Source organism: Salipiger mangrovisoli (assembly GCF_015223355.1).
Taxonomy (GTDB): Bacteria; Pseudomonadota; Alphaproteobacteria; order Rhodobacterales; family Rhodobacteraceae; genus Salipiger; species Salipiger mangrovisoli.
The window spans coordinates 53,303-74,732 of record NZ_JADFFK010000021.1 but is presented as its reverse complement, the minus strand read 5'-3'; the positions used below and the strand labels follow the sequence as shown (position 1 = coordinate 74,732).

Here is a 21,430-nt window from a genome sequence, read left to right as displayed (position 1 = left end):
GAAAGGGGCAGCCGTGCGGGCTCCGAAAAGGCCAATGGGGTGCGCAGGGCGGCGAGAATATCGGTAAAGTGAAACTAGATTCCTTGTCTGGACGCGCAAGTGGCCTTCTGCGATCGGGTTTGTGCAACCGCTCCGCAGTCAGGAATTCTTGTAGACGGCGCAGATACATCCCGATTGCCGGAGTTTCGAGCAAAGCTCCGCCGCCGCGCCGCGGCCATCCCGGCCAAGCCGGGCCATCCAGTAGCCGCCGCGCGGGCTGGCGCGGCTCTTTTGCCAGACCAGCTCGGGCTGCTCGCCGCCGACCGCGCCGGGGCAGCTCTGGGCGCGGCGGCGGAATTGCGCGAGCGCCCGGTCCTGCGTGGTGCCGAAGGCCATCTGCACCCCCCAAGGGTGCAGCGGCGGTTTCGCCTGGGGGTAGCGCGTCAGCGTGCGGTTGCGCGCCAGCTCGGTGCAGGCCTGCTGGAAGGGTTTGTCGCCCTGAAGGCGGAAGTCATGGGTGTCGGGCGGGGTGTCGCGCCAGGTCTCGGCGGCGAGCCCGGTGATGACCGCCACGTAGTTGATCGTTTCGAGGGCCAGGCCGCCGCGGCGCGCCATCAGCCCGTCGGCGCGTGCCTCGCCGCCATTGTAGGCGACTGCCGCCAGCCCCTGGTTGCCGTAGCGGCGCGTCAGCTCGCCGAGGTACTCGGCGGAATATTCCAGCGCTTCTGCCGGGTTGTAGGGGTCTTTCAATCCGCGCAGCTTCGCCGTCGAAGGGATGAACTGGGCGATGCCCTGGGCGTTCGCCGGGCTGAGTGCATTGGGATTGAACCGGCTTTCCTGCCAGATCAGCCGCGCGAAGAAACCGGGGTCGAGGCCATTTCGCCGGGCGAAATGCTCGACCGCCTGGCAGGTGTCGTAGACATAATGCGCGGGCCGGATGCATTGCACCGGGCCGAAGGCGCCGGGCGAGCAGAGCGTTCCGGGTTCGGTACCACCGGCATGGGGATGGAGGGGATCGGCCCGCAGTGAGAGCGGGGCGAGCAGGAGGACGAGGAAAAACACGGCCCGCAACATGCGCCCATGAAGGCCGCGCTGCGCGGAAAGGTCAACTCACACTTTTATCCGGGCGCGGCCCGTATTAGGTGAGAGCAAAGGCAGCGAGAGGTCCGGCCAATGTCCTTCTTCGGCAAGCTCAAGAGCAAGCTTTTCAAATCCTCCTCGAAGCTCGAGGAAGGGCTGGATGCGATCGTCCAGGAGGGCGGTACGGAAGACGCGCCCGACACGGCTCCCGAAACGCCGGAGGTGCCGCAGACTCCGGCGCCTGAAACGCCCGCGCCGGAAACGCCTGCGCCGGAAACGCCTGCGCCGGAAACGCCTGCGCCGGAAACGCCCGCGCCCGAAACGCCCGCGCCGGAGACGCCCGGACCCGACGTGCCGCCGCCGGTCCCCGAGACGCCGCCAGCCCCCGCACCGGAAGGCCCGCCGGCCCCGCAAGAGGTGCCGCCCTCGCCGCCGCAGGAAACCCCGCCCGCGCCGCCCTCCGAGGTGCCGCCGCTGCCGGAGGTCGAGCCGCAGCCCGCACCCGAGACGCCGCAGGCGCCGCCGCCCGCCGACCCGCAGCCCGCGCCGCTCGAGGCACCGGTGATGCCCCCGGCGGACCCGACACCCGCACCGGCACCGCTGGAGATCCCGGCACCGCTGCAAGAGCCGGAGGTTCCGCAGCAGCGCGGCGGCGGTCTCATCGGGCGACTTTTCGGCAAGAGCCAGCCTGCCGCGCCGGTGGTGCGCCGGGCGCTCGACGACGAGATGATCGAGAGCCTCGAGGAGCTGCTCATCCAGTCCGACATGGGTGTGGACACCGCGCTGCGCGTGACCTCGAACATCGCCGAGGGCCGCTACGGCAAGCGCGTCTCGACGCAGGAGATCAAGGAACTGCTCTCGGGCGAGGTGGCGCGGATCATGGAGCCCGTCGCCAAGCCGCTGCCGCTTTATGCCAAGAAGCCGCAGGTGGTGCTGGTTGTGGGCGTCAACGGCTCGGGCAAGACCACGACCATCGGCAAGCTCGCCAGCCAGTTCCGCGCCGCGGGCAAGTCGGTGGTGATCGCCGCGGGCGACACCTTCCGTGCCGCCGCCGTCGAGCAGCTGCAGATCTGGGGGGACCGCGCCGGGGTGCCGGTGCTGACCGCGCCCGAGGGATCGGATCCGGCCAGCCTTGCCTTCGACGCGATGACCAAGGCGCAGGCCGAGGGTGCCGATCTGCTGATGATCGACACCGCCGGGCGCTTGCAGAACCGTTCGGACCTCATGGAAGAGCTGGCCAAGATCGTCCGCGTCATCCGCAAGAAAGACCCCGATGCGCCGCACAACACGCTCTTGGTGCTCGACGCCACCACCGGGCAGAACGCGCTGCGGCAGGTGGAGATCTTCCAGCAGGTGGCGGATGTCTCGGGGCTGGTGATGACCAAGCTCGACGGCACCGCGCGGGGCGGCGTGCTCGTCGCGTTGGCCGACAAGTTCGGCCTGCCGATCCATGCCATCGGGGTGGGCGAGCAGATCGACGATCTGCAGCCCTTCGACCCCGAGGAGTTCGCGGCGGCGCTCACCGGCCTCGAGACGCGCTGACGCGGGGGCGAGGGTTACTCCTCGCTCCAGCCCATCCTGTTCTCGACAAAGCGCAGCAGCGTCAGCACCACCAGAACGATCACCGTTGCCATGGCGGAGAGCGGCATCTGCCCGGCGCCGCAGCCCAGCCCCACCGCGCCCGCAAGCCAGAGCGAGGCGCCGGTGGTGATGTTGCGGACCTTGCCGCCCGAGGTGAAGATCAGCCCGGCGGCGAGGAAGGCGACGCCCGCGGTGACCGCCTCGATCATCCGCAGCGGGTCGTTGCGCTGCTCGTTTGAGCCGCCGAAGTCCATCGCGGCCAGTTCCAGCCCGAGCAGCACGAAGAGACAGGCCGCGACCGAGACGAGGATATGGGTGCGCAGTCCCGCGGCCTTGCCCCGGCGCTCGCGTTCGAGGCCGATCAGTCCGGCCAGCAGGATGGCGGCAAGGAGGCGTGCGAAGGCGCTGGCAGCAGGGATCACCGAGAAGGTGTTTCTGAATTCGTTCAGGATTTGCTCGATCATCACGTCTCCTCCGCTGGTCCGTGATCAACGAGGTGGCGGGCAGGGCAGTTCCGCCATTGAGAAGCCGTCGCCGCGAGGTTATCTCTGATCCCGCACAAGGAGACCCGCATGGCCACGAAGCAGATCAATCCCTTCCTCAAGTCGGCGCTCGAGTTCGGGCCGGTGCTGGCCTTCTTCGCGGCCTACCTGCTGCTGAAGGACAACACCTACGTGATCGGCGGGCGCGAGTACCAGGGCTTCGTCGTGGTCACCGCCGGGTTCATCCCGCTGATGCTGCTCTGCACCGGGCTGCTCTGGAAGCTGACCGGGCACCTTTCCGCCATGCAGGTGGTCACCGCGGTGCTGATCGTGGTCTTCGGCGGGCTCTCGGTCTGGCTCAACGACGAGCGCTTCTTCAAGATGAAGCCCACGCTGATCTACCTGCTCTTCGGCGTCGCGCTGCTGGCCGGGATCCTGCGCGGCGAGAGCTACCTGCGCAAGGTGATGGAAGGGCTGATGCCGCTGCAGGACGAGGGCTGGATGATCCTCACCAAGCGCATCTGCGCCTTCTTCTTCGGCCTCGCGCTGCTCAACGAGATCGTCTGGCGCACGATGAGCACCGAGAGCTGGGTCTACTTCAAGACATTTGGTCTGACCGCGGCGGTCTTCGTCTTCTTCATGACCCAGAGCGGCCTCTTCAAGCGCTACGCGCTCGAGGCAGACAAGGACTGAGCGTCGCGGCACCTGTGACGTGGCGCCGGACAGTCGCCTCAATCTTCGGTAATTTTGTTGCGCACGGGCTGGCAGCCGGTTCAACCGGCTGACCTTGGGGAATATTTCGTGCGATTTCCGGCAAAAACCGCGGGTTTTGGCCGGAAAACGATCTTTGCCATGCGTCCTGAGCATAGCGGGACTGACGAAAACAGTCAGGCACTTGGGTTACACCCGCCTGCTGATTGCGTTAACCGATCCCATCCCGGAACAAAGCTGTTCCAGACGCAAGGAAAGACGAAATAAAATGTCCCTCTCAGACGCAGCCCACGCGGCGCCGCGCGCTGGGGCCACGCCGGCGCTGAACTCCCCGGCCAAGGTCCTGACGGCGAGCCTTGTCGGCACCACCATCGAATTCTTCGACTTCTATGTCTACGCGACCGCCGCCGTGCTGGTCTTCCCGGCGCTGTTCTTCCCGAGCAGCGACCCGATGACCGCGCTGCTGGCGAGCTTCGCCACCTTCTCCATCGCCTTCTTCGCGCGCCCCTTCGGCGCGCTGGTCTTCGGCCACTTCGGCGACCGCATCGGCCGCAAGGCGACGCTGGTCGCGGCGCTGCTGACCATGGGCATCTCGACCGTCGTCATCGGCTTCCTGCCGAGCTACGAGAGCATCGGCGTGATGGCGCCCCTGCTGCTGGCGCTCTGCCGCTTCGGCCAGGGCTTCGGCCTTGGCGGTGAATGGGGCGGGGCGGTGCTCATGGCCACCGAGAACGCGCCCGAGGGCAAGAAGAACTGGTACGGCATGTTCCCGCAGCTCGGCGCGCCGCTGGGGCTGTTCCTCTCGTCCGGCCTGTTCTGGATCCTGCTGCACTTCATGAGCGAAGAGGCGCTGCTCAGCTGGGGCTGGCGGATTCCCTTCGTCTCGTCGCTGCTGCTGATCGCCGTCGGCCTCTGGGTGCGCCTGTCGATCACCGAGACGCCGGACTTCCAGAAGGCCATCGACAACGAAGAGCGCGTCGCCGTGCCCGCGGTCGAGCTGTTCAAGAACCACAAGGTCTCGATCGTGCTCGGCACCTTCGTGGCGCTGGCGACCTTCGTGCTCTTCTACATCTGCACCGCCTACCTGCTGAGCTACAACGTCAAGGTCGTGAAGATCCCCTTCACCGACGCGCTGGCGATCCAGATCTGGGGCTCGGTGGTCTTCGGGGCCTTCATCCCGCTGGCCGGCAAGCTGGCCGAGCGCTTCGGCCGCCGCGAGATCCTGACGCTGACCACCGTGCTCATCGGCCTGTTCAGCTTCCTCGTGCCGGTGCTGATGGTCGAGAACGAAGCGCGCATCCTGGGCTTTGTGACGCTGGGCATGGCGCTGATGGGCATGACCTACGGGCTGATCGGCACCGCGCTGGCGGCACCCTTCCCGACCCGCGTGCGCTACACCGGCTCGTCGATCACCTTCAACTTCGCCGGCATCTTCGGCGCCTCGCTCGCGCCCTATATCGCGACCTGGCTGCAGTCGAATTACGGTCTTGCCTACGTGGGCTACTACGTTCTGGCGGCGGCGGCGATCACGCTGCTCTGCATCTTCGCCAGCGGCAAGGGCAAGGTCTGAGGCCTTTCGCCTGACGCATCGGGAAAGGGCGCCGGACATCCGGCGCCCTTTTCATTTGGCGGTGCCCCGCGGCGGCGGGATGCCACGTAAAAGGGGCGCAGCCTGGCCGGCTGCGCCCCTTCATTGTTCTTCAAATACGCCCTTCCGGCGCGGGCTCAGTCCTCGCGCGGCGTCTCCGCGTCGGGATCGGCCTTGCCGACGCCCTTGAAGACGAACTTGAAGGGCAGCATCCAGAGGAACCCGAGGAAAACGTAGACCGCGAACTCCAGCCAGATCGGCGGGCGGTTGAGCGCGTTGACCACGCTGACCGCCGCCACGATGTAGAGCGGCAGGCCCACCAGCAGGATCACCAGCGACCAGCGGCGTCGGGACTTGTAGCTGAGGGCCATGCCGGGATCAGTCCGCGAAGGGGTCGGTGACAAGGATGGTGTCGTCACGCTCGGGCGAGGTCGAGAGCAGCGCCACCGGGCAGCCGATCAGCTCCTCGACGCGGCGCACGTATTTCACCGCCGCGCCGGGCAGGTCGTTCCAGCTGCGCGCGCCCTCGGTCGATTCCGACCAGCCTTCCATTTCCTCGTAGATCGGCACGCAGCGCTGCTGCTCCTCGGTGGCGATCGGAAGGTGGTCGAGCAGCTTGCCGTCGAGCTCGTAGCCGGTGCAGATCTTGATCGTCTCGAAGCCGTCGAGCACGTCGAGCTTGGTCAGCGAGATGCCGTTGACGCCCGAGGTCACGCAGGTCTGGCGCACCAGCACCGCGTCGAACCAGCCGCAGCGGCGCTTGCGCCCGGTGACCGTGCCGAACTCGCGGCCACGCTCGCCGAGGCGCTGGCCGTCGGCATCGTCGAGCTCGGTCGGGAAGGGGCCTTCGCCGACGCGGGTGGTGTAGGCCTTGACGATGCCCAGAACGAAGTCGATGGCGCCCGGACCCATGCCGGTTCCCGTGGCGGCCTGGCCGGCGATCACGTTCGAGGAGGTGACGAAGGGATAGGTGCCGAAGTCGATGTCCAGCAGCGCGCCCTGCGCGCCTTCGAAGAGGATGCGCTTGCCGGCGCGGCGCTGCTCGTTGAGCACCTTCCAGACCGGGCCGGCGTATTCGAGGATCTGCGGCGCGATCTCGTTGAGCGCGGCGATCAGCGCCTCGCGGTCCACCGGCGGCAGGCCGAGGCCGCGGCGCAGCGCGTCGTGGTGCAGCAGCGCGCGGTCGACACGTATTTCCAGCGTGGCAGGATCGGCGAGGTCGGCGACGCGCACCGAGCGGCGTCCCACCTTGTCCTCATAGGCCGGGCCGATGCCGCGGCCGGTGGTGCCGATCTTGGTGCCCTTGCTGGCCGCTTCCTCGCGGGCGCGGTCGAGCTCGCCGTGGATCGGCAGGATCAGCGGCGTGTTCTCGGCGATCATCAGCGTCTCGGGGGTGATCTCGACACCCTGCGCGCGGATCGCCTCGATCTCCTTGACCAGGTGCCAGGGATCGAGCACCACGCCGTTGCCGATCACCGACAGCTTGCCGCCGCGCACGACGCCGGAGGGCAGGGCGTTCAGCTTGAACACCTTGCCGTCGATGACGAGCGTATGGCCTGCATTGTGGCCCCCCTGGAAACGCGCAACCACGTCGGCCCGCTCCGAGAGCCAGTCCACGATCTTGCCCTTGCCTTCGTCGCCCCACTGGGCGCCCACGACGACCACGTTAGCCATTGCTCACCTGTCCTTTTGCCGGCGGTTCAAACGGGCTCCGTATAGAGCGCCGCGCCGGCGGTGGGAACCATCAAATTGGGGAATGTCAGGCGCGGCCCGAAAGAATTCGGCCCAGGGAGGGGGCGCTGCCCCCTCGGCGCTGCGCGCCTCACCCCCGGGATATTTCCGCCCAGAAGAAAGCGGCGCCGCCGGGGCTCAGGGCAGCAGGTGCAGCCAGGCCCAGGTGGTGAGGATGCACAGGCCCGTGGCCAGCAGCACCGAGGAGGCGGCAACGCGCTTGGCGCGGCCGTAGAGGTTGGCGAAGACATAGGCGTTCACGCCGGGCGCCACCGAGGCGGTGACCACCGCCGAGCGGAAAGCATCGACGGGCAGGGCGAAGGCGGTGCCGAGCAGATATGTGATCAGCGGATGCAGGCCGAGCGAGAGCGCGCAGACGAAGAGAATCGTGCGCAGGTCGCCCTCGGGCCGATAGCGGAAGAGCACGCCGCCAAGCGCGAAGAGCGCGCAGGGCAGGGCGGTGCGGGTGACCAGCCCCAGCGCTTCGGTCACCGGGTGGGGCAGCTCGACCTTCGCGAGGTTGAAGATTATGCCGATGCTGATGCCGATGACCATCGGCGTGCGGAACAGCGAGCGCAGGATGGTCAGCGGCAGGCGGCGCAACTCGGTGCCGCGGGCGCGGGCGATCTCCATCGCGGTGATGCCGATGGCGTAGCACAGCGGCGAATGCATGGCGATGATCGCGTAGTTGCCGTTCAGCGCATCCTCGCCATAGGCCTGCTCGGTGATCGGCAGGCCGATCAGCAGAGAGTTGGAAAAGAGCGCGCAGAAGCCGATGACGACGCTGTCCTCCCAGTCGCGTTTGAAGATGTGGCGCGCGCCGAGCAGCGCGACGAAAAAGCAGGTGATCGCCCCGGCGTAGAAGGAGAACAGCAGGTCGAAGCGGAAATACTCGCCGAGATCGAGCAGCCACATGGCGCGGAACAGCAGGCAGGGCACGGCGATGGTTTGGGTGAAGCCCATCAGCCCGTCGATCGCATTGTCGGTCAGCAGCTTGCGCCAGCTGGCGAGATAGCCGGCGCCGATGACGATGAAGACCGGAAGGATGACGTCGAGGAGAGCCTGCATGGCGAGGGGCTTTCAGAGCGCGCGGCCGGGGGCGCGCGGCGCCCGGCGGGTGGAACGGGACAGGGCCGGGAGGACCGGCGAAGGTCGGGAGACGGAAGGAGTTGCGCGGCGCCTCTCCTCAGAGCGCATAGCGCAGCACCATTCCGTCATAGGCCGGGTGGATGTGGTCGGGCGTTTCCGCCGCCACGGTCGCGTAGTCGAGGTCGATGTGCATATTGGTGAGCACCGCCTGGCGCGGCTGCGCGCGGGCGATCCACTCGAGCGCCAGATCGAGATGGGCATGGGTCGGATGCGGCTTGCGGCGCAGGGCGTCGATGATGAAGCAATCGAGGTCCCGGAGGTGCGCCCAGGCCGCCTCGGGGATGCGCACCACGTCGGGCATGTAGACGAGGCCCCCGATGCGGAACCCGAGCGCGTCGATGCTGCCGTGATCGACCTCGATCGGGGTGAGCTCGATCGGGCCGCCGGCGCCGTCGATGGTGAAGGGGCCGGTGATCGAATGCAGATCGAAGATCGGCGGATAGGGGCTGCCCTCGGGCTGCACGAAGGCGTAGCCGAAGCGCGAGATGAGATCGTTCTGGGTGACGCCGTCGGCCCAGACCGGCAGCCGCGCGCCGCGGTTGAAGACGATCTGACGCAGGTCGTCGAGCCCATTGGTGTGATCGGCATGGGAATGGGTCCAGACCGCCGCGTCGAGATCGCCGATCCCGGCGTCGAGCAGCTGCGCGCGCATGTCCGGCGAGGTGTCGATCAGCACCTGCGTGATGCCTTGCGGCCCCGCGCGCTCGACCAGAAGCGAGCAGCGGCGGCGGGTGTTCCTGGGGTTCGCGGGATCGCAGTCGCCCCAGTGCCCGCCGAGCCGCGGCACGCCCCCGGAGGAGCCGCAGCCAAGGATGGTGAAGCGCAGCTCGCCGCTCATGCGGCACCGCTGCTGGCGGGGGTCCAGGCCGCGGCCTTGGCGAAGAGCCGTTCGAAATTGGCCTCGGTCGCGGCGGCGAACGCCTCGTAGCTGAGGCCGAACAGCTCTGCGCCCACCTTGGCGGTGTGCACCGTGTAGCCCGGCTCGTTGCGCTTGCCGCGGTAGGGCGGCGGCGCGAGATAGGGGCTGTCGGTCTCGACGAGAATGCGCTCGAGCGGGGCGCTCGCGAAGATGTCGCGCAGCTCCCGCGACTTGGGGAAGGCGGCGATGCCGGACATCGAGAGGTAGAAGCCGCAGTCGAGCGCGGCGCGCGCCAGGTCGGCGGAGGAGCTGAAGCAATGCATGACGCAGGTGTAGGGCTTGCGCCTGTAGCCCTCGGTCAGGATGCGGGCCATGTCCTCGTCGGCGGCGCGGGCGTGGATGATCAGCGGCAGGCCGGTTTCCTGCGCGGCCTCGATGTGGATTCCCAGCGAGACCTTCTGCACCTCGGCGCTCTCGGCGGTGTAGTGGTAGTCGAGCCCGGTCTCGCCGATGCCGACGAACTTGGGATGCTGCGACAGGGCCACCAGCTGGTCCACGCTGGTGGCGGGCTCCTCGGCGGCGCTCATCGGGTGAACGCCGAAGGTGTAGAACACCGGGTCATTGGCCTCGGCAATGGCGCGCACCTTGGGCTCGCTCGCGATCCGCGTGCAGATGGTGACCATGCGGTGCACCCCGGCCTCGAGCGCGCGGGTGATGACCTCGGGGCGCTCGTCGTCGAAATCGGGGAAGTCGAGGTGGCAGTGGCTGTCGGTGATCAGGGGAGTGGTCATGGGTACGTCCTTTGCGCGCAGGTATCAGACATGCGCGGGGCAGGGTCAAGGCGGGGGCTTGACCGCGGACGGCCAGGCCGTGGCGGCTGCCGGAAGAGCGGGCACCCCGCCGCGCCGAGGGGGGGTGAAGCGTGGCGGCGGCTGGCCTTTAACTTCCGTGCAGGTCAGGGCGTGGGATGACGAGCGGGTGACGGAACTTCGTAAGTGGTATTTTTGCTTGAACGAAAAGGGCTTCGAGGCAGTTTGGGGGCAGGTGCGGGTCGCGGTTGCCTCTTGTCTGGCCAACACGCGCCTGACGCCGGTGTGCCTCTACAATGGTGGGCGGTCTGCGCATGTCGCGCGACTGCGCGCCATCGGCGTGCATGTGGTCGCGCATCGCAGCTCGCTCGAGCCGGTGCTGCGCCGCGGCTATGGCGAGGCCTATGATCTCTACTCCGGACACTGGCTGCGCGTCGACATCCCGATGGTCGAGCAAGAGGACGATGTCGTGCTCTATGCCGATGTGGACGTGATGTTCCTGGCTCACCCCGCGCCGCGCCGCCTGAGCCGGCCGCTGGCCGCGGCCCCCGAGCGCTATCGCTGGCGCTACCCGCATTTCAACAGCGGCGTGATGGTGATGAACCTGCCGCGGCTGCGCGCGCTGGCCGAGCCCTTCGCTGCGGCCATCTCGCGGCGGTTCCGCAAGCCCTGGTCGCCACCCGGACATGATCAGGTCAGCTACAACGCCTTTTTCCGCTGGCGTCATGCGCGGCTGCCCGCGGGCATGAACTGGAAGCCCTATTGGGGGATCGGGCAGGACGTCTCGATCGTTCACTTCCACGGGCCGAAGCCGCCACATGTGCGCGCTCTGGCGGCTGGCGGTGGCCAGCGGTTCATTCCCGAATATGACAGGCTCTGGCGGCTCGACCGCGCGGCATATGAACATTATTGCCGGCAGTACGCGGTGTTCGAGGCGCGCTAGAGGCCGCGCAGCAGTCCGCGGCGCGCAAGCTGATCGCGCAGCAGGATCGCGGTGGTGGAGGCAGCGATGACGCCGACGATGTCTGCCGCCCAGTCTGAAAGCTCGGCGTCACGCCCGACGTAGGCCTGCGCCACCTCGATCAGGCCGCCGAAGGCGATGGCCGCGGGTGCCAGCACCCAGAGCCAGCGCGGCCGCAGGAAGGCGGCCGGCGCGATGATCCCGCCAAAGCCGAGCGCATGCTGAACCTTGTCGCTGAACAGCGTGTCGGCAAGCGCGAAGCGCGGGCCGACGGTCAGCGCGGTGACCAGCGCGGCCAGCGCGAGCACCAGGGCGATGGTGAGAAGGGAGATGCGGTCCATATCCGGCTGAAACCACGCCGCGCCAGCGAAGGCCAGAACCCGCGCCGCTTCGTGGCTACACGTTCGCGTCACTGCCCGGAGGATCGGCACCTGGCGGCGCGGCTGCGGCTTGGCGAAGCGGAGCGGTGTGGGAATTCATGGGTCAGATGGGAATTCATGGGCCACGTGGGAATTCGTGGGACACGTATGGGCGGCGGTGCTGTGGCCTGTCGGGCGCAGGCCGTTACGGCAGGCATTCGGCGGCGGATTCAAGGGTTGATGCGACCCGCCCACCATGAGACATGCTCACGAAACCGCGATTCCGCCCGTCGTCAGATTTTTTTTGGGATTTCGTGGAAGTTTTTTCTGTCACGCGAGCGTTACCACATCTTGCGATGGGTAGGTTCCCGCTCACCACATATTCGTGAAATCCGAGGAAAACCGCCTCAATATGTTGTTCCGCAGGGGTCTTGGGGACAACATGCAGGGGGATTCTCCCGTAAATTTCTATTGCTTCCCATGAAATCCCATGACATACCGTTAATCACGACGAAGGGACGGGATACGGGGCAACAAACGACCCCATCAGAACATCCCAGAAAATAAAACGAGCAGGTTCATACAGGCACCCGCCCTTCGTCTGAAATGAAGAATCCAGCGCGTGAGCGAGCAGACATCCCCCCAGGTGGCACGCGCAGCTGGACTAGCCCGCAAAGCGGGTCAAGGCGGCGGGTTGATCGGTGGCAGCAGATCAACCCGCCGTATTTCGTTTAACGGGGTGAGAGTAGGGACAGTGGGCCGCAGGCTTAGGTTCAGAGGCGAGAGCCGCAACAAGGTGGACAGCAAGGGGCGGGTGTCGATCCCGGCCTCTTTCCGCCGTGTGCTCGAAGCCGGTGATCCCGACTGGTCCGCCGGAAACAACCCGAACTTTGTGATCGTCTACGGCGATCACCGCCGCAAATACCTTGAATGCTACACGATCGAGGAGATGGAGGCCGTCGAGGACCGCATCTCGGCGATGAAGCGCGGCTCGCAGAAGCGCCGCCTTCTGGAGCGTCTCTTCTCGACCCAATCCGTCACCACCAGCGTTGATGAAACCGGGCGCATCGTGCTTCCGGCCAAGCTGCGTGATAAGATCGGCCTCGAAGACTGGGCCTATTTCGCCTCCAACGTCGACACCTTCCAGATCTGGAAGCCCGAGACCTTCGAGGAGATCGAGCTGGGCGGGACCGAAGAATTCCTTGACGAGATGCCGGCGGACTTCGATCCGCTCGAGCTTCTCGACGAAGACGACGAAACAGAGGAGGCCTGAGCCATGGCGGCGCAAAAGGACCCCAACGCCGCGCCGCATGTTCCGGTCCTGCTGCGACCGCTGCTGGAGGCCGTGGCCCCGGTGCAAGGCACCTGGATCGACGGCACCTTCGGGGCAGGGGGCTATTCGCGCGGCCTGCTCGAGGCGGGCGCCGACAAGGTGATCGGCATCGACCGTGATCCGCTGGCCCACCAGATGGCTGCGAACTGGATCGGCGACTACGGCGGACGGCTGGAGCTGGTCGAAGACAATTTCGCCAACATGGATGCCCACGCGCAGGACGTTGACGGCGTCGTGCTCGATCTCGGCGTGTCCTCGATGCAGCTCGACCGCGCCGAGCGCGGGTTTTCCTTCCAGAAGGACGGGCCGCTCGACATGCGCATGGAGCAGCAGGGCGAGACCGCGGCGGACCTGGTGAAGCGCCTCGACGAGACCACGCTGGCCGACGTTCTTTACACCTTCGGCGAGGAACGCGCCTCGCGTCGTATTGCCAAGGCCATCGTCAAGGCCCGGGCGCAGGAGCCGATCGAGACCACCGCGCGGCTGTCCTCGATCGTCGAGGCCTGCCTGCCGCGCCCGAAGCCCGGCCAGTCGCACCCCGCGACCCGCTCGTTTCAGGCGCTGCGCATCGCGGTCAACGATGAGTACGGCGCGCTCTGGCGCGGCCTGATGGCCGCCGAGCGCGCGCTGAAGCCCGGCGGGCTGCTGGCCGTGGTGACCTTCCACTCGGTCGAGGACCGCATGGTCAAGCGCTTCCTTCAGGCGCGCTCGGGCCGCCTGTCCTCGGTCAGCCGCTACGAGCCCGAGGTTGAAGCAGAACAGCCGCGGTTCGAGCTGGTCACCCGCAAGGCGGTGGGGCCGGACGACGAGGAACTGGCGCAGAACCCGCGGTCGCGCTCGGCGCGCCTGCGCGTCGGCCGCCGCACCTCGGCAGAGGCCGGAGATATCGAGTCGGGCGTGCTGTCCATGCCGCAACTGAGAGGAAAGAGCTGATGCGAACGCTTCTCTATGTGACCACCTTCATGGCGGTGATCGGGCTCGCGTTCTGGGCCTATCACGAGAACTACAAGACGCAGGCTTCGCTCGATCACGTGCGCCAGCTTCAGCGCGACATCGGCGACGCGCGGGCGCGGCTGTCGATCCTGCGCGCCGAATGGGCCTATCTCAACCGTCCCGACCGGCTGCGCGACCTTGCCGATCTGAACTTCGAGCGGCTGGGCCTGCTGCCGATGCGCCCCGAGCAGTTCGGCCGCATCGACCAGGTGAACTACCCCGACAACCGCGCGCTGGTGTTCAGCGGTGTGGTGGATGTCACCAGCGCCGGGGCCGCCGCCCAACCGGGGGCACTGCAATGAACGGCCGCATCCCGCTCCGCCCGCTGGCCCGCGTCCTTGACGCCCGGCGCCGCGGCGAGAACCCGGATGCGATCGAACGTGAAAACCTGCGCATCCGCCACGAGCAGATGCGCGACAAGGCGCGGATGCGCGCCGAGGGTCGGCTGCTCGTTCTTGGGCTCGTCTTCTTCTGCGCCTTCATCGTGATCGGCCTGCGCATGGGAATGCTGGCGCAATCCGAGGCCGAGGAGCCCCAGGCCCAGGCCTCCGGCGCCTCGATCCTCGCCTCGCGCGCCGATATCGTGGATCGCCATGGCCGGGTGCTCGCCACCAACATGGAGACCCACTCGCTCTACGCCCACCCGCATCAGATGATCGAACCGCTGCGCGCGGCGGATGAGCTGGTGAAAATCTTCCCCGATCTCGACCGCGAGCGGCTGGTGAAGGATTTCACCAACCCCAAACGCAAGTTCATGTGGGTCAGGAAGAAGATCAGCCCCGAGCAGATGCAGGCGGTGCATGACATCGGCGAGCCGGGTCTGCTGTTCGGTCCGCGCGAGATGCGGCTTTACCCCAATGGCCGGCTGGCCTCGCACATTCTGGGCGGTGCCAGCTTCGGCCGCGAGGGCGTGGCCTCGGCCGAGGTGATCGGCACCGCAGGCATCGAGCGCTTCTACGACGAGGAACTGCGCGATCCCGCCCGCGGCGGCGCGCCGCTCGAGCTGTCGATCGACCTCACCGTGCAGGCCGCCACCGAGCGCGTGCTGCAATCGGGCATGAAGCTGATGAACGCCAAGGGCGCGGCCTCGGTCTTGCTCGACGTGCATACCGGCGAGATCCTCGCCATGGCCTCGCTGCCCGATTTCGACCCGAACGACCGGCCGAACCCGCCGGTCTCGGGAAGCCCTTCGGACAGCCCGCTGTTCAACCACGCGGTGCAGGGGGTCTACGAGCTTGGCTCGACCTTCAAGATCTTCGCCGCGGCGCAGGCGCTGGAACTGGGGCTGGTCAAGCCCGACACGGTGATCGACACCTCGCCGCCGTTCAAGGTCGGTGGCTTCCGCATCGGCGAATTCGAGGGCCACAACTACGGCAAGCAGACCGTCGAGGGCATCATCACCCACAGCTCGAACCGCGGCACCGGCAAGATCGCCCTGGCCATCGGTCCCGAGCGCCAGCAGGAGTTCCTCAAGTCGCTCGGATTCTTCGATCCGACCGGGGTCGAGATTTCCGAGGCGCAGAGCGGCAAGCCGCTGCTGCCGCAACGCTGGACCGATCTGAGCACGGTGACCATTTCCTACGGCCACGGGCTTTCGGCCTCGCCGCTGCACCTGGCCGCGGGCTATGCCGCGATTGCCAACGGCGGCCACAAGATCCAGCCGACGCTGATCAAGCAGTACGGGCCGCACTACGGGCCGACGGTGCTCTCCGAGCAGAATGCCGCCAGCGCCCGCAAGATGCTGCGCGCGGTGGTGACCGAGGGCACCGCCAGCTTCGGCGACGTTCCGGGCTACCATGTCGCGGGCAAGACCGGCACCGCCGACAAGCCCAAGGAGCGCGGCGGCGGCTACTACAAGGACAAGACCATCACGACCTTTGCCACCATGTTCCCGGCAGAGGCACCGCGCTACGTGCTGATCGTCACGCTGGACGAACCGGTCGAGACCTCGGGCAGCCGTCCGCGCCGCACCGCCGGCTGGACCTCGGTGCCTGTGGGGGCCGAGATGATCGGCAGGATCGCGCCGCTTCTGGGCTTGCGTCCGGAATACGATGTGCCAGAAGAGGAGGAGGTCACGCTGGTTCGCAACTGATCCGGCGCTGGCCTCCGGCCCGTTTTTCGGGGCCGTGCAGATCCGAAGAACAAAGTTGAAAGGGCCGTCATGGGCGCCGTCATTGGAGAGGGCAAGAGCCTCAGCGAGCTGGGATTGACCGCGCGGGCCGGTCGCGAGGCGCGGGTGACGGGACTGTCGGTGGACAGTCGCGAAGTGGCGCAGGGGCATCTCTTTGCCGCGCTTCCAGGCACCAAGGTGCACGGCGCGGCCTTCATTCCCACCGCACTCGAGCAAGGGGCCGCGGCGATCCTCACCGATGCCGAGGGCGCGGCGCTGGCCGCCGAGGCGCTGGCTGGCTCCAACGCCGCGCTGGTGATCGCCGCTGATCCCCGCCAGGCGCTGGCCTATGCTGCGGCGCTGTGGTTCGGCGGACAGCCCGAGGTCACGGTCGCGGTCACCGGCACCAACGGCAAGACCTCGGTCGCGACCTTCCTGCGCCACATCTGGCAGGACATGGGGTTCCGCGCCATCAACCTCGGCACCACCGGCGTCGAGGGCGACTGGCAGGCTCCGCTCAAGCACACCACGCCCGAGCCGATCACCCTGCACCGCGCGCTTGCAAGCGCCGCCGAGGCGGGCGTGGATCACTGCGCCATGGAGGCCTCGAGCCACGGGCTCGACCAGCGCCGCCTTGACGGGGTGCAGCTGAAGGCGGCGGGCTTTACCAACTTCACTCAGGATCACCTCGATTACCACGCGGATTTCGAAGAGTATTTCGCCGCGAAGGCCGGGCTCTTCGCGCGCGTTCTGCCCGATGACGGCATCGCGGTGATCAACATCGACGACGCCCGCGGGATCGACATGATGGCTATCGCCCGCGCCCGCGGCCAGGAGGTGATCTCTGTCGGCGAGGCGGCGGGCTGCGATCTGCGCATCCTCGGCCAGCGCTTCCACGCCACCGGGCAGGACCTGAGGCTCGACTGGCGCGGCGCGGTGCAGCAGCTGCGGCTGGGGCTGATCGGCGGGTTCCAGGGGCAGAACGCGGCGCTGGCCGCGGGCCTTGCGCTGGCCTGCGGTGGCACGGCCGAGCAGGTCTTCCCGGCGCTGGAGCGGCTCGAAACCGTGCGCGGCCGCATGCAGCTTGCCGCGACGCGCGACAACGGCGCGGCGGTCTATGTCGATTTCGCCCATACCCCCGACGCGGTCGCGACAGCGCTGCAGGCGCTGCGCCCGCACGTCATGGGCCGGCTGATCGCCATTGTCGGCGCGGGCGGCGACCGCGATCCGGGCAAGCGCCCGCTGATGGGCGCGGCGGCCACCGAACATGCCGACATGGTCATCGTCTCCGACGACAACCCCCGCTCGGAAGACCCCGCGTCGATCCGCACGCAGGTGCTCGATGGCGCGCCGGGAGCCCTAGAGGTCGGCGACCGCGCCGAGGCAATCCTGCGCGGCGTCGACATGCTGCAACCGGGCGATGCCCTGATGATCCTCGGCAAGGGCCACGAGACCGGGCAGATCGTCGGCGACACGATCTACCCATTCGACGATGTCGAACAGGCGAGCGTCGCCGTGGCAGCATTGGACGGGAGAGGCCTGTGACCCTCTGGACTTCTGAAGAGGCGGCGCGCGCCACCGGCGGGCGCGCCATCGGCACTTGGAGCGTCACCGGGGTTTCGATCGACACCCGCAGCATCGAGAAGGGCGACCTTTTCGTGGCGCTGACCGCGGCGCGCGACGGTCATGAGTTCGTGGCTCAGGCGCTCGAGAAGGGCGCCGCGGCCGCGCTGGTCAGCCGCATCCCCGAGGGCCTGCCCGAGGACGCGCCGCTGCTGCTGGTCGATGACGTGCTGCCGGGGCTCGAGGCGCTGGGACGCGCCGCGCGCGCCCGCACGCGGGCGCGGGTGGTGGCGGTGACCGGTTCGGTCGGCAAGACCTCGACCAAGGAGATGCTGCGCACCGTGCTGGACGCGCAGGGCACCGTCCATGCCGCCGAGAAGAGCTACAACAACCACTGGGGCGTGCCGCTGACGCTGGCCCGCATGCCTGCCGACGTGGATTTCGCCGTCATCGAGATCGGCATGAACCACCCCGGCGAGATCGCACCGCTGTCGCGCATGGCGCGGCCGCACGTGGCGATGATCACCATCGTGGCGCCCGCGCACCTCGCGGCTTTCGAGAGCCTCGAGGGCATCGCCCGCGAGAAGGCGGCGATCTTCGAGGGGCTGGAGCCCGGCGGTATCGCCGTGGTCAACGGCGATCTCGAGGTCTCGCCGCTGCTGCTCGATCTGGCCGGGGCCAGGGCCGCGCAGGTCATCTCGTTCGGCGAGGCGGCGGGCAACCACCACCGCGTCGAGCAGGTCACCGTCTGCGACGCCGCGACGGTGGCGCAGGGCCGGGCGTGGCGCACGCATGTGCTCTACAAGGTCGCGGTGCCGGGCCGGCATTTCGCGGTCAATGCCATGGGCGTTCTGGCCGTGGTGCACGCGCTCGATCTCGACCGGGCCATGGCGATCACCGCGCTCGGGCAATGGGAGGCCGGGGCGGGCCGCGGTCTGCGTGAGGTGATCATCCTCGATCCCGTCGAGACTCAGCTGACGCTCGAGCTTATCGACGATGCCTATAACGCCAACCCGGCCTCGCTGGGCGCCTCGCTGGAGGTGCTGGCCGGGGCGAGGCCCAAGGACGGTATCGGGCGCGTCGATCACGGCCGCCGTATCGCCTATCTCGGCGACATGAAGGAGCTGGGCGCGCAGGAACATGCGCTGCACGCGGCGCTCGCGACCCATCCGGCCATGGCGAAGATCGACATCGTGCATTGCGTCGGGCCGCTGATGCGCGACCTCTGGGAGGCGCTGCCAGAGCGCAAGCGCGGTCATTGGGCCGAGAGCAGCACCGCGATGGCCGCGCGCGTGCGCCATGACCTCGATGCCGGCGATGTCGTGCTGGTCAAGGGCTCGCTGTCGATGGCCCTGGCCCGCGTGGTTGACGCGATCCGCAAAATGGGTCATGCGCCCGCCACAATCTGACGAGAAGGACCGGGGCTCATGCTCTACTGGCTGACTGGACTGAGTGATGGCGGCGATGTCTTCAACCTCTTCCGCTACATCACTTTCCGGGCGGGTGGAGCGTTCCTGACCGCGCTGATCTTCGGCTTCCTGTTCGGGCGCCCGCTGATCGACGTGCTGCGCAAGCGGCAGGGTAAGGGCCAGCCGATCCGCACCGACGGCCCCGAGGGGCATTTCGTCAAGGCCGGCACGCCGACCATGGGCGGGCTCTTGATCGTTGGCGCGCTGCTGACCTCGACGCTGCTCTGGGCGCGGCTCGACAACGGCTTTGTCTGGATGGTGCTCTTCGTCACCATGGGCTACGCCGCCATCGGCTTTGCCGACGACTACGCCAAGGTGAAGAAGCAGAACACCGACGGGGTCTCGGGCAAGGTGCGGCTGCTGATCGGCTTTCTGATCGCCGGACTCGCCGCCGCCTGGGCGGCCTGGCTGCACCCGGCAGATCTGACCGGGCAACTGGCCTTCCCTGTGTTCAAGAACGCGCTGCTGGACCTCGGCTGGCTGTTCGTCCCCTTCGCCATGATCGTCATCGTCGGCGCCGCCAATGCGGTCAACCTGACCGACGGGCTCGACGGGCTCGCCATCATGCCGGTGATGATCGCAGGCGGCACGCTGGGGATCATCGCCTACGCCGTGGGCCGCACCGACTTCACCGAGTATCTCGATGTGCACTACGTGCCGGGCACCGGCGAGATCCTGATCTTCACCGCCGCGCTGATCGGCGGCGGGCTCGGCTTCCTGTGGTACAACGCGCCGCCCGCAGCGGTGTTCATGGGGGACACCGGCTCGCTTGCCCTCGGCGGCGCGCTCGGTGCCATCGCCGTGGCCACCAAGCACGAGATCGTGCTGGCCATCGTCGGCGGGCTGTTCGTGGTCGAGGCGCTCTCGGTGATCATCCAGGTGCTCTATTTCAAGCGCACCGGCAAGCGGGTCTTCCTGATGGCCCCGATCCACCATCACTACGAGAAGAAGGGCTGGGCCGAGCCGCAGATCGTCATCCGCTTCTGGATCATCTCGCTGATCCTGGCGCTGATCGGCCTCGCGACGCTGAAACTGCGCTGAGGCGCGCGGCGACGTTCTTCACAGAGATCTGCCGCCGCGCCAAGGTTGCCAAGGCGGGGGCGCCGCCCCCGCACCCCCGGGATATTTCTGCCTAGAAGAAGGGGCGGGGCCGCGCCCGACGGCCTGGCTGCGGAGCTGCGCGCTCTGGTGCGCGCAGCCGCGATGGGGTAGCCGTGGGGCGATAAGATTTGCAGCCATGGGAGCTTTGCCATGATTCCGGTTTCCGGCTTTGAGGGGCGCACCGTCGCGGTGCTTGGGCTTGGCCGTTCGGGCCTCTCGGCGGCGCGGGCGCTGCGCGAGGGCGGGGCCACGGTGCTGGTCTGGGACGACAATGCCGGCGCGCGCGAGACCGCCGAGGCCGAGGGCTTCGAGAGCCGCGAGCTGGTCCGGGCAGGCGGCTTTGACGGTGTCGACTGGCTGGTGGTCTCGCCGGGAATCCCGCATCTCTTTCCGGAGCCGAACCCGGTGATCGCCGCCGCCTGGGAGGCGGGGGTGCCGGTGGACAATGACATCGGCCTGTTCTTCCGGTCGCTGGCCGGCGCGGGCTCGGGCTGGGACATGTTCGACGTCGCGCCGCGGGTGGTTGCGGTGACCGGCTCGAACGGCAAATCGACCACCTCGGCGCTGATCGACCACATCCTGCGGGCCTCGGGCCGCGAGAGCCAGCTCGCCGGGAACATCGGCCGCGGCGTGCTCGACATCGATCCGCCGGGCGACGGCGGCATCGTGGTGCTGGAACTGTCGAGCTACCAGACCGACCTTGCCCGCGCGCTGACGCCGGACGTGGCGGTGTTCACCAACCTCTCGCCCGACCATCTTGACCGGCACGGCGGCATGGGCGGCTATTTCGCCGCCAAGCGCCGGCTCTTCGCCGAGGGCGGGCCGGACCGCTGCGTGATCGGCGTGGACGAGCAGGAAGGGCGCTATCTGGCCAACCAGCTTTCCGAGGGGGCGGCGGACGACCGGGTGATCCGGGTATCCTCGGGCAGCAAGCTCGGCGGGCCGGGCTGGCTGGTGTTTGCCCGCAAGGGCTTCCTGACCGAATGGCGCAAGGGGCGGCAGGTGGCATCGATCGACCTGCGCACCGTCAAGGGGCTGCCGGGGGCACACAACCATCAGAACGCCTGCGCGGCCTATGCCGCCTGCCGGGCGCTCGGCGTGGCGCCGCGCCAGATCGAGGCCGCCTTCCACAGCTTCGAGGGGCTGCCCCACCGCAGCCAGATCATCGCCGAGGCAGGCGGGGTGACCTATGTGAACGACAGCAAGGCAACCAACGTGGACGCGGCGGTCAAGGCGCTTCTGGCCTTCAAGAACATCCGCTGGATCTGCGGCGGGTTGATGAAGGAGGGCGGGCTTTCGGGCCTGGCGCCGGGGCTGGCCAATGTCACCAAGGCCTATGTGATCGGCCGCGAGGCGGCGAGTTTCGCGCTGGGATTGCCGGGGGTAGAGGCCGAGATCTGCACCGACATGGCAACCGCCGTGGCGCAGGCGAGGGCCGAGGCGCAGCCCGGCGACGTGGTGCTGCTGGCGCCGGCGGCGGCAAGTTTCGACCAGTACGACAGTTTCGAGAGGCGCGGCGAGGACTTCGCCGCAAGGGTCCGCGCGGCGCTCTGAGTGAAGCGCCGGCGCGGG

Annotated in this window: 20 protein-coding genes; 12 read left to right on the top strand and 8 right to left on the bottom strand. The window is 67.9% G+C overall.

Annotation, left to right across the window (positions count from 1 at the left end; genetic code table 11):
* Positions 1-138: 138 nt before the first annotated feature.
* Positions 139-1,041, bottom strand: a complete 903-nt coding sequence (locus tag IQ782_RS22925) for a lytic transglycosylase domain-containing protein (RefSeq protein ID WP_338092633.1) — start codon at positions 1,039-1,041, stop codon at positions 139-141.
* A 111-nt stretch (positions 1,042-1,152) separates the two neighbouring features.
* Here IQ782_RS22925 and ftsY point away from each other — a divergent pair, with 111 nt between their 5' ends.
* A complete protein-coding gene (gene ftsY / locus IQ782_RS22920) occupies positions 1,153-2,601 on the top strand; it encodes a signal recognition particle-docking protein FtsY (protein ID WP_194137000.1) in 1,449 nt (482 codons plus the stop codon).
* Between the two features lie 14 nt (positions 2,602-2,615).
* Here ftsY and IQ782_RS22915 read toward each other — a convergent pair whose 3' ends face one another.
* Entirely contained in the window at positions 2,616-3,104 is a 489-nt protein-coding gene (locus IQ782_RS22915; RefSeq protein WP_194136999.1) for an MgtC/SapB family protein, read from the bottom strand.
* A gap of 108 nt (positions 3,105-3,212) precedes the next feature.
* On the opposite strand from IQ782_RS22915, the gene IQ782_RS22910 reads away from it, so the two are divergent.
* Together IQ782_RS22910 and IQ782_RS22905 are read left to right on the top strand one after the other, a co-directional pair.
* Positions 3,213-3,815 (top strand): inner membrane-spanning protein YciB, encoded by a 603-nt coding sequence (locus IQ782_RS22910; protein WP_194136998.1) that lies wholly within the window; start codon positions 3,213-3,215, stop codon positions 3,813-3,815.
* A gap of 286 nt (positions 3,816-4,101) precedes the next feature.
* A complete protein-coding gene (locus tag IQ782_RS22905; RefSeq protein ID WP_194136997.1) occupies positions 4,102-5,403 on the top strand; it encodes an MFS transporter in 1,302 nt (433 codons plus the stop codon).
* 155 nt (positions 5,404-5,558) lie between these two features.
* On the opposite strand, the gene IQ782_RS22900 is transcribed toward IQ782_RS22905, so the two are convergent.
* The 5 genes from IQ782_RS22900 to IQ782_RS22880 form a co-directional block, all read right to left on the bottom strand.
* Entirely contained in the window at positions 5,559-5,792 is a 234-nt protein-coding gene (locus tag IQ782_RS22900) for a DUF2842 domain-containing protein (RefSeq protein ID WP_194136996.1), read from the bottom strand.
* Between the two features lie 7 nt (positions 5,793-5,799).
* Positions 5,800-7,095, bottom strand: a complete 1,296-nt coding sequence (locus tag IQ782_RS22895) for an adenylosuccinate synthase (RefSeq protein ID WP_194136995.1) — start codon at positions 7,093-7,095, stop codon at positions 5,800-5,802.
* Positions 7,096-7,290: 195 nt separating this feature from the next.
* Positions 7,291-8,220, bottom strand: a complete 930-nt coding sequence (locus IQ782_RS22890) for an AEC family transporter (protein WP_194136994.1) — start codon at positions 8,218-8,220, stop codon at positions 7,291-7,293.
* A gap of 118 nt (positions 8,221-8,338) precedes the next feature.
* Entirely contained in the window at positions 8,339-9,139 is an 801-nt protein-coding gene (locus tag IQ782_RS22885) for an MBL fold metallo-hydrolase (protein WP_194136993.1), read from the bottom strand.
* Positions 9,136-9,951, bottom strand: a complete 816-nt coding sequence (locus IQ782_RS22880; protein ID WP_194136992.1) for a TatD family hydrolase — start codon at positions 9,949-9,951, stop codon at positions 9,136-9,138. The genes IQ782_RS22885 and IQ782_RS22880 overlap by 4 nt, the downstream gene beginning before the upstream one ends.
* A 217-nt stretch (positions 9,952-10,168) precedes the next feature.
* Between IQ782_RS22880 and IQ782_RS22875 the strand changes: the two genes are divergently transcribed.
* Positions 10,169-10,912: a glycosyltransferase family protein gene (locus IQ782_RS22875; RefSeq protein WP_194136991.1), complete on the top strand. Its 744-nt coding sequence runs from the start codon at positions 10,169-10,171 to the stop codon at positions 10,910-10,912.
* Here the strand turns inward: IQ782_RS22875 and IQ782_RS22870 are convergent.
* Positions 10,909-11,271: a VanZ family protein gene (locus IQ782_RS22870; protein ID WP_194136990.1), complete on the bottom strand. Its 363-nt coding sequence runs from the start codon at positions 11,269-11,271 to the stop codon at positions 10,909-10,911. The genes IQ782_RS22875 and IQ782_RS22870 overlap by 4 nt on opposite strands.
* A gap of 772 nt (positions 11,272-12,043) precedes the next feature.
* Here IQ782_RS22870 and mraZ point away from each other — a divergent pair.
* From mraZ to murD, 8 genes are all read left to right on the top strand, one after another.
* On the top strand, positions 12,044-12,562 hold the full coding sequence (gene mraZ, locus IQ782_RS22865; protein WP_194136989.1) for a division/cell wall cluster transcriptional repressor MraZ: 519 nt from the start codon (positions 12,044-12,046) through the stop codon (positions 12,560-12,562).
* A 3-nt stretch (positions 12,563-12,565) separates the two neighbouring features.
* Positions 12,566-13,555, top strand: a complete 990-nt coding sequence (gene rsmH / locus IQ782_RS22860; RefSeq protein WP_194136988.1) for a 16S rRNA (cytosine(1402)-N(4))-methyltransferase RsmH — start codon at positions 12,566-12,568, stop codon at positions 13,553-13,555.
* Positions 13,555-13,917: a cell division protein FtsL gene (gene ftsL / locus IQ782_RS22855; RefSeq protein ID WP_194136987.1), complete on the top strand. Its 363-nt coding sequence runs from the start codon at positions 13,555-13,557 to the stop codon at positions 13,915-13,917. The genes rsmH and ftsL overlap by 1 nt, the downstream gene beginning before the upstream one ends.
* Positions 13,914-15,707, top strand: coding sequence for a peptidoglycan D,D-transpeptidase FtsI family protein (locus IQ782_RS22850; protein ID WP_194136986.1), 1,794 nt, complete (start codon positions 13,914-13,916; stop codon positions 15,705-15,707). Before ftsL ends, IQ782_RS22850 begins: the two co-directional genes overlap by 4 nt.
* A 69-nt stretch (positions 15,708-15,776) precedes the next feature.
* Entirely contained in the window at positions 15,777-17,270 is a 1,494-nt protein-coding gene (locus IQ782_RS22845; protein ID WP_194136985.1) for a UDP-N-acetylmuramoyl-L-alanyl-D-glutamate--2,6-diaminopimelate ligase, read from the top strand.
* The gene (locus IQ782_RS22840; RefSeq protein ID WP_194136984.1) at positions 17,267-18,697 is read left to right on the top strand and encodes a UDP-N-acetylmuramoyl-tripeptide--D-alanyl-D-alanine ligase; all 1,431 of its coding nucleotides are present in this window, start codon (positions 17,267-17,269) and stop codon (positions 18,695-18,697) included. The genes IQ782_RS22845 and IQ782_RS22840 overlap by 4 nt, the downstream gene beginning before the upstream one ends.
* Positions 18,698-18,715: 18 nt before the next feature.
* Positions 18,716-19,798, top strand: coding sequence for a phospho-N-acetylmuramoyl-pentapeptide-transferase (mraY, locus tag IQ782_RS22835; protein WP_194136983.1), 1,083 nt, complete (start codon positions 18,716-18,718; stop codon positions 19,796-19,798).
* 210 nt (positions 19,799-20,008) lie between these two features.
* Positions 20,009-21,412 carry a UDP-N-acetylmuramoyl-L-alanine--D-glutamate ligase gene (murD, locus tag IQ782_RS22830; protein ID WP_194136982.1) on the top strand — a complete coding sequence of 468 codons (1,404 nt, stop codon included), beginning with the start codon at positions 20,009-20,011 and terminating at the stop codon, positions 21,410-21,412.
* Positions 21,413-21,430 lie beyond the last annotated feature (18 nt).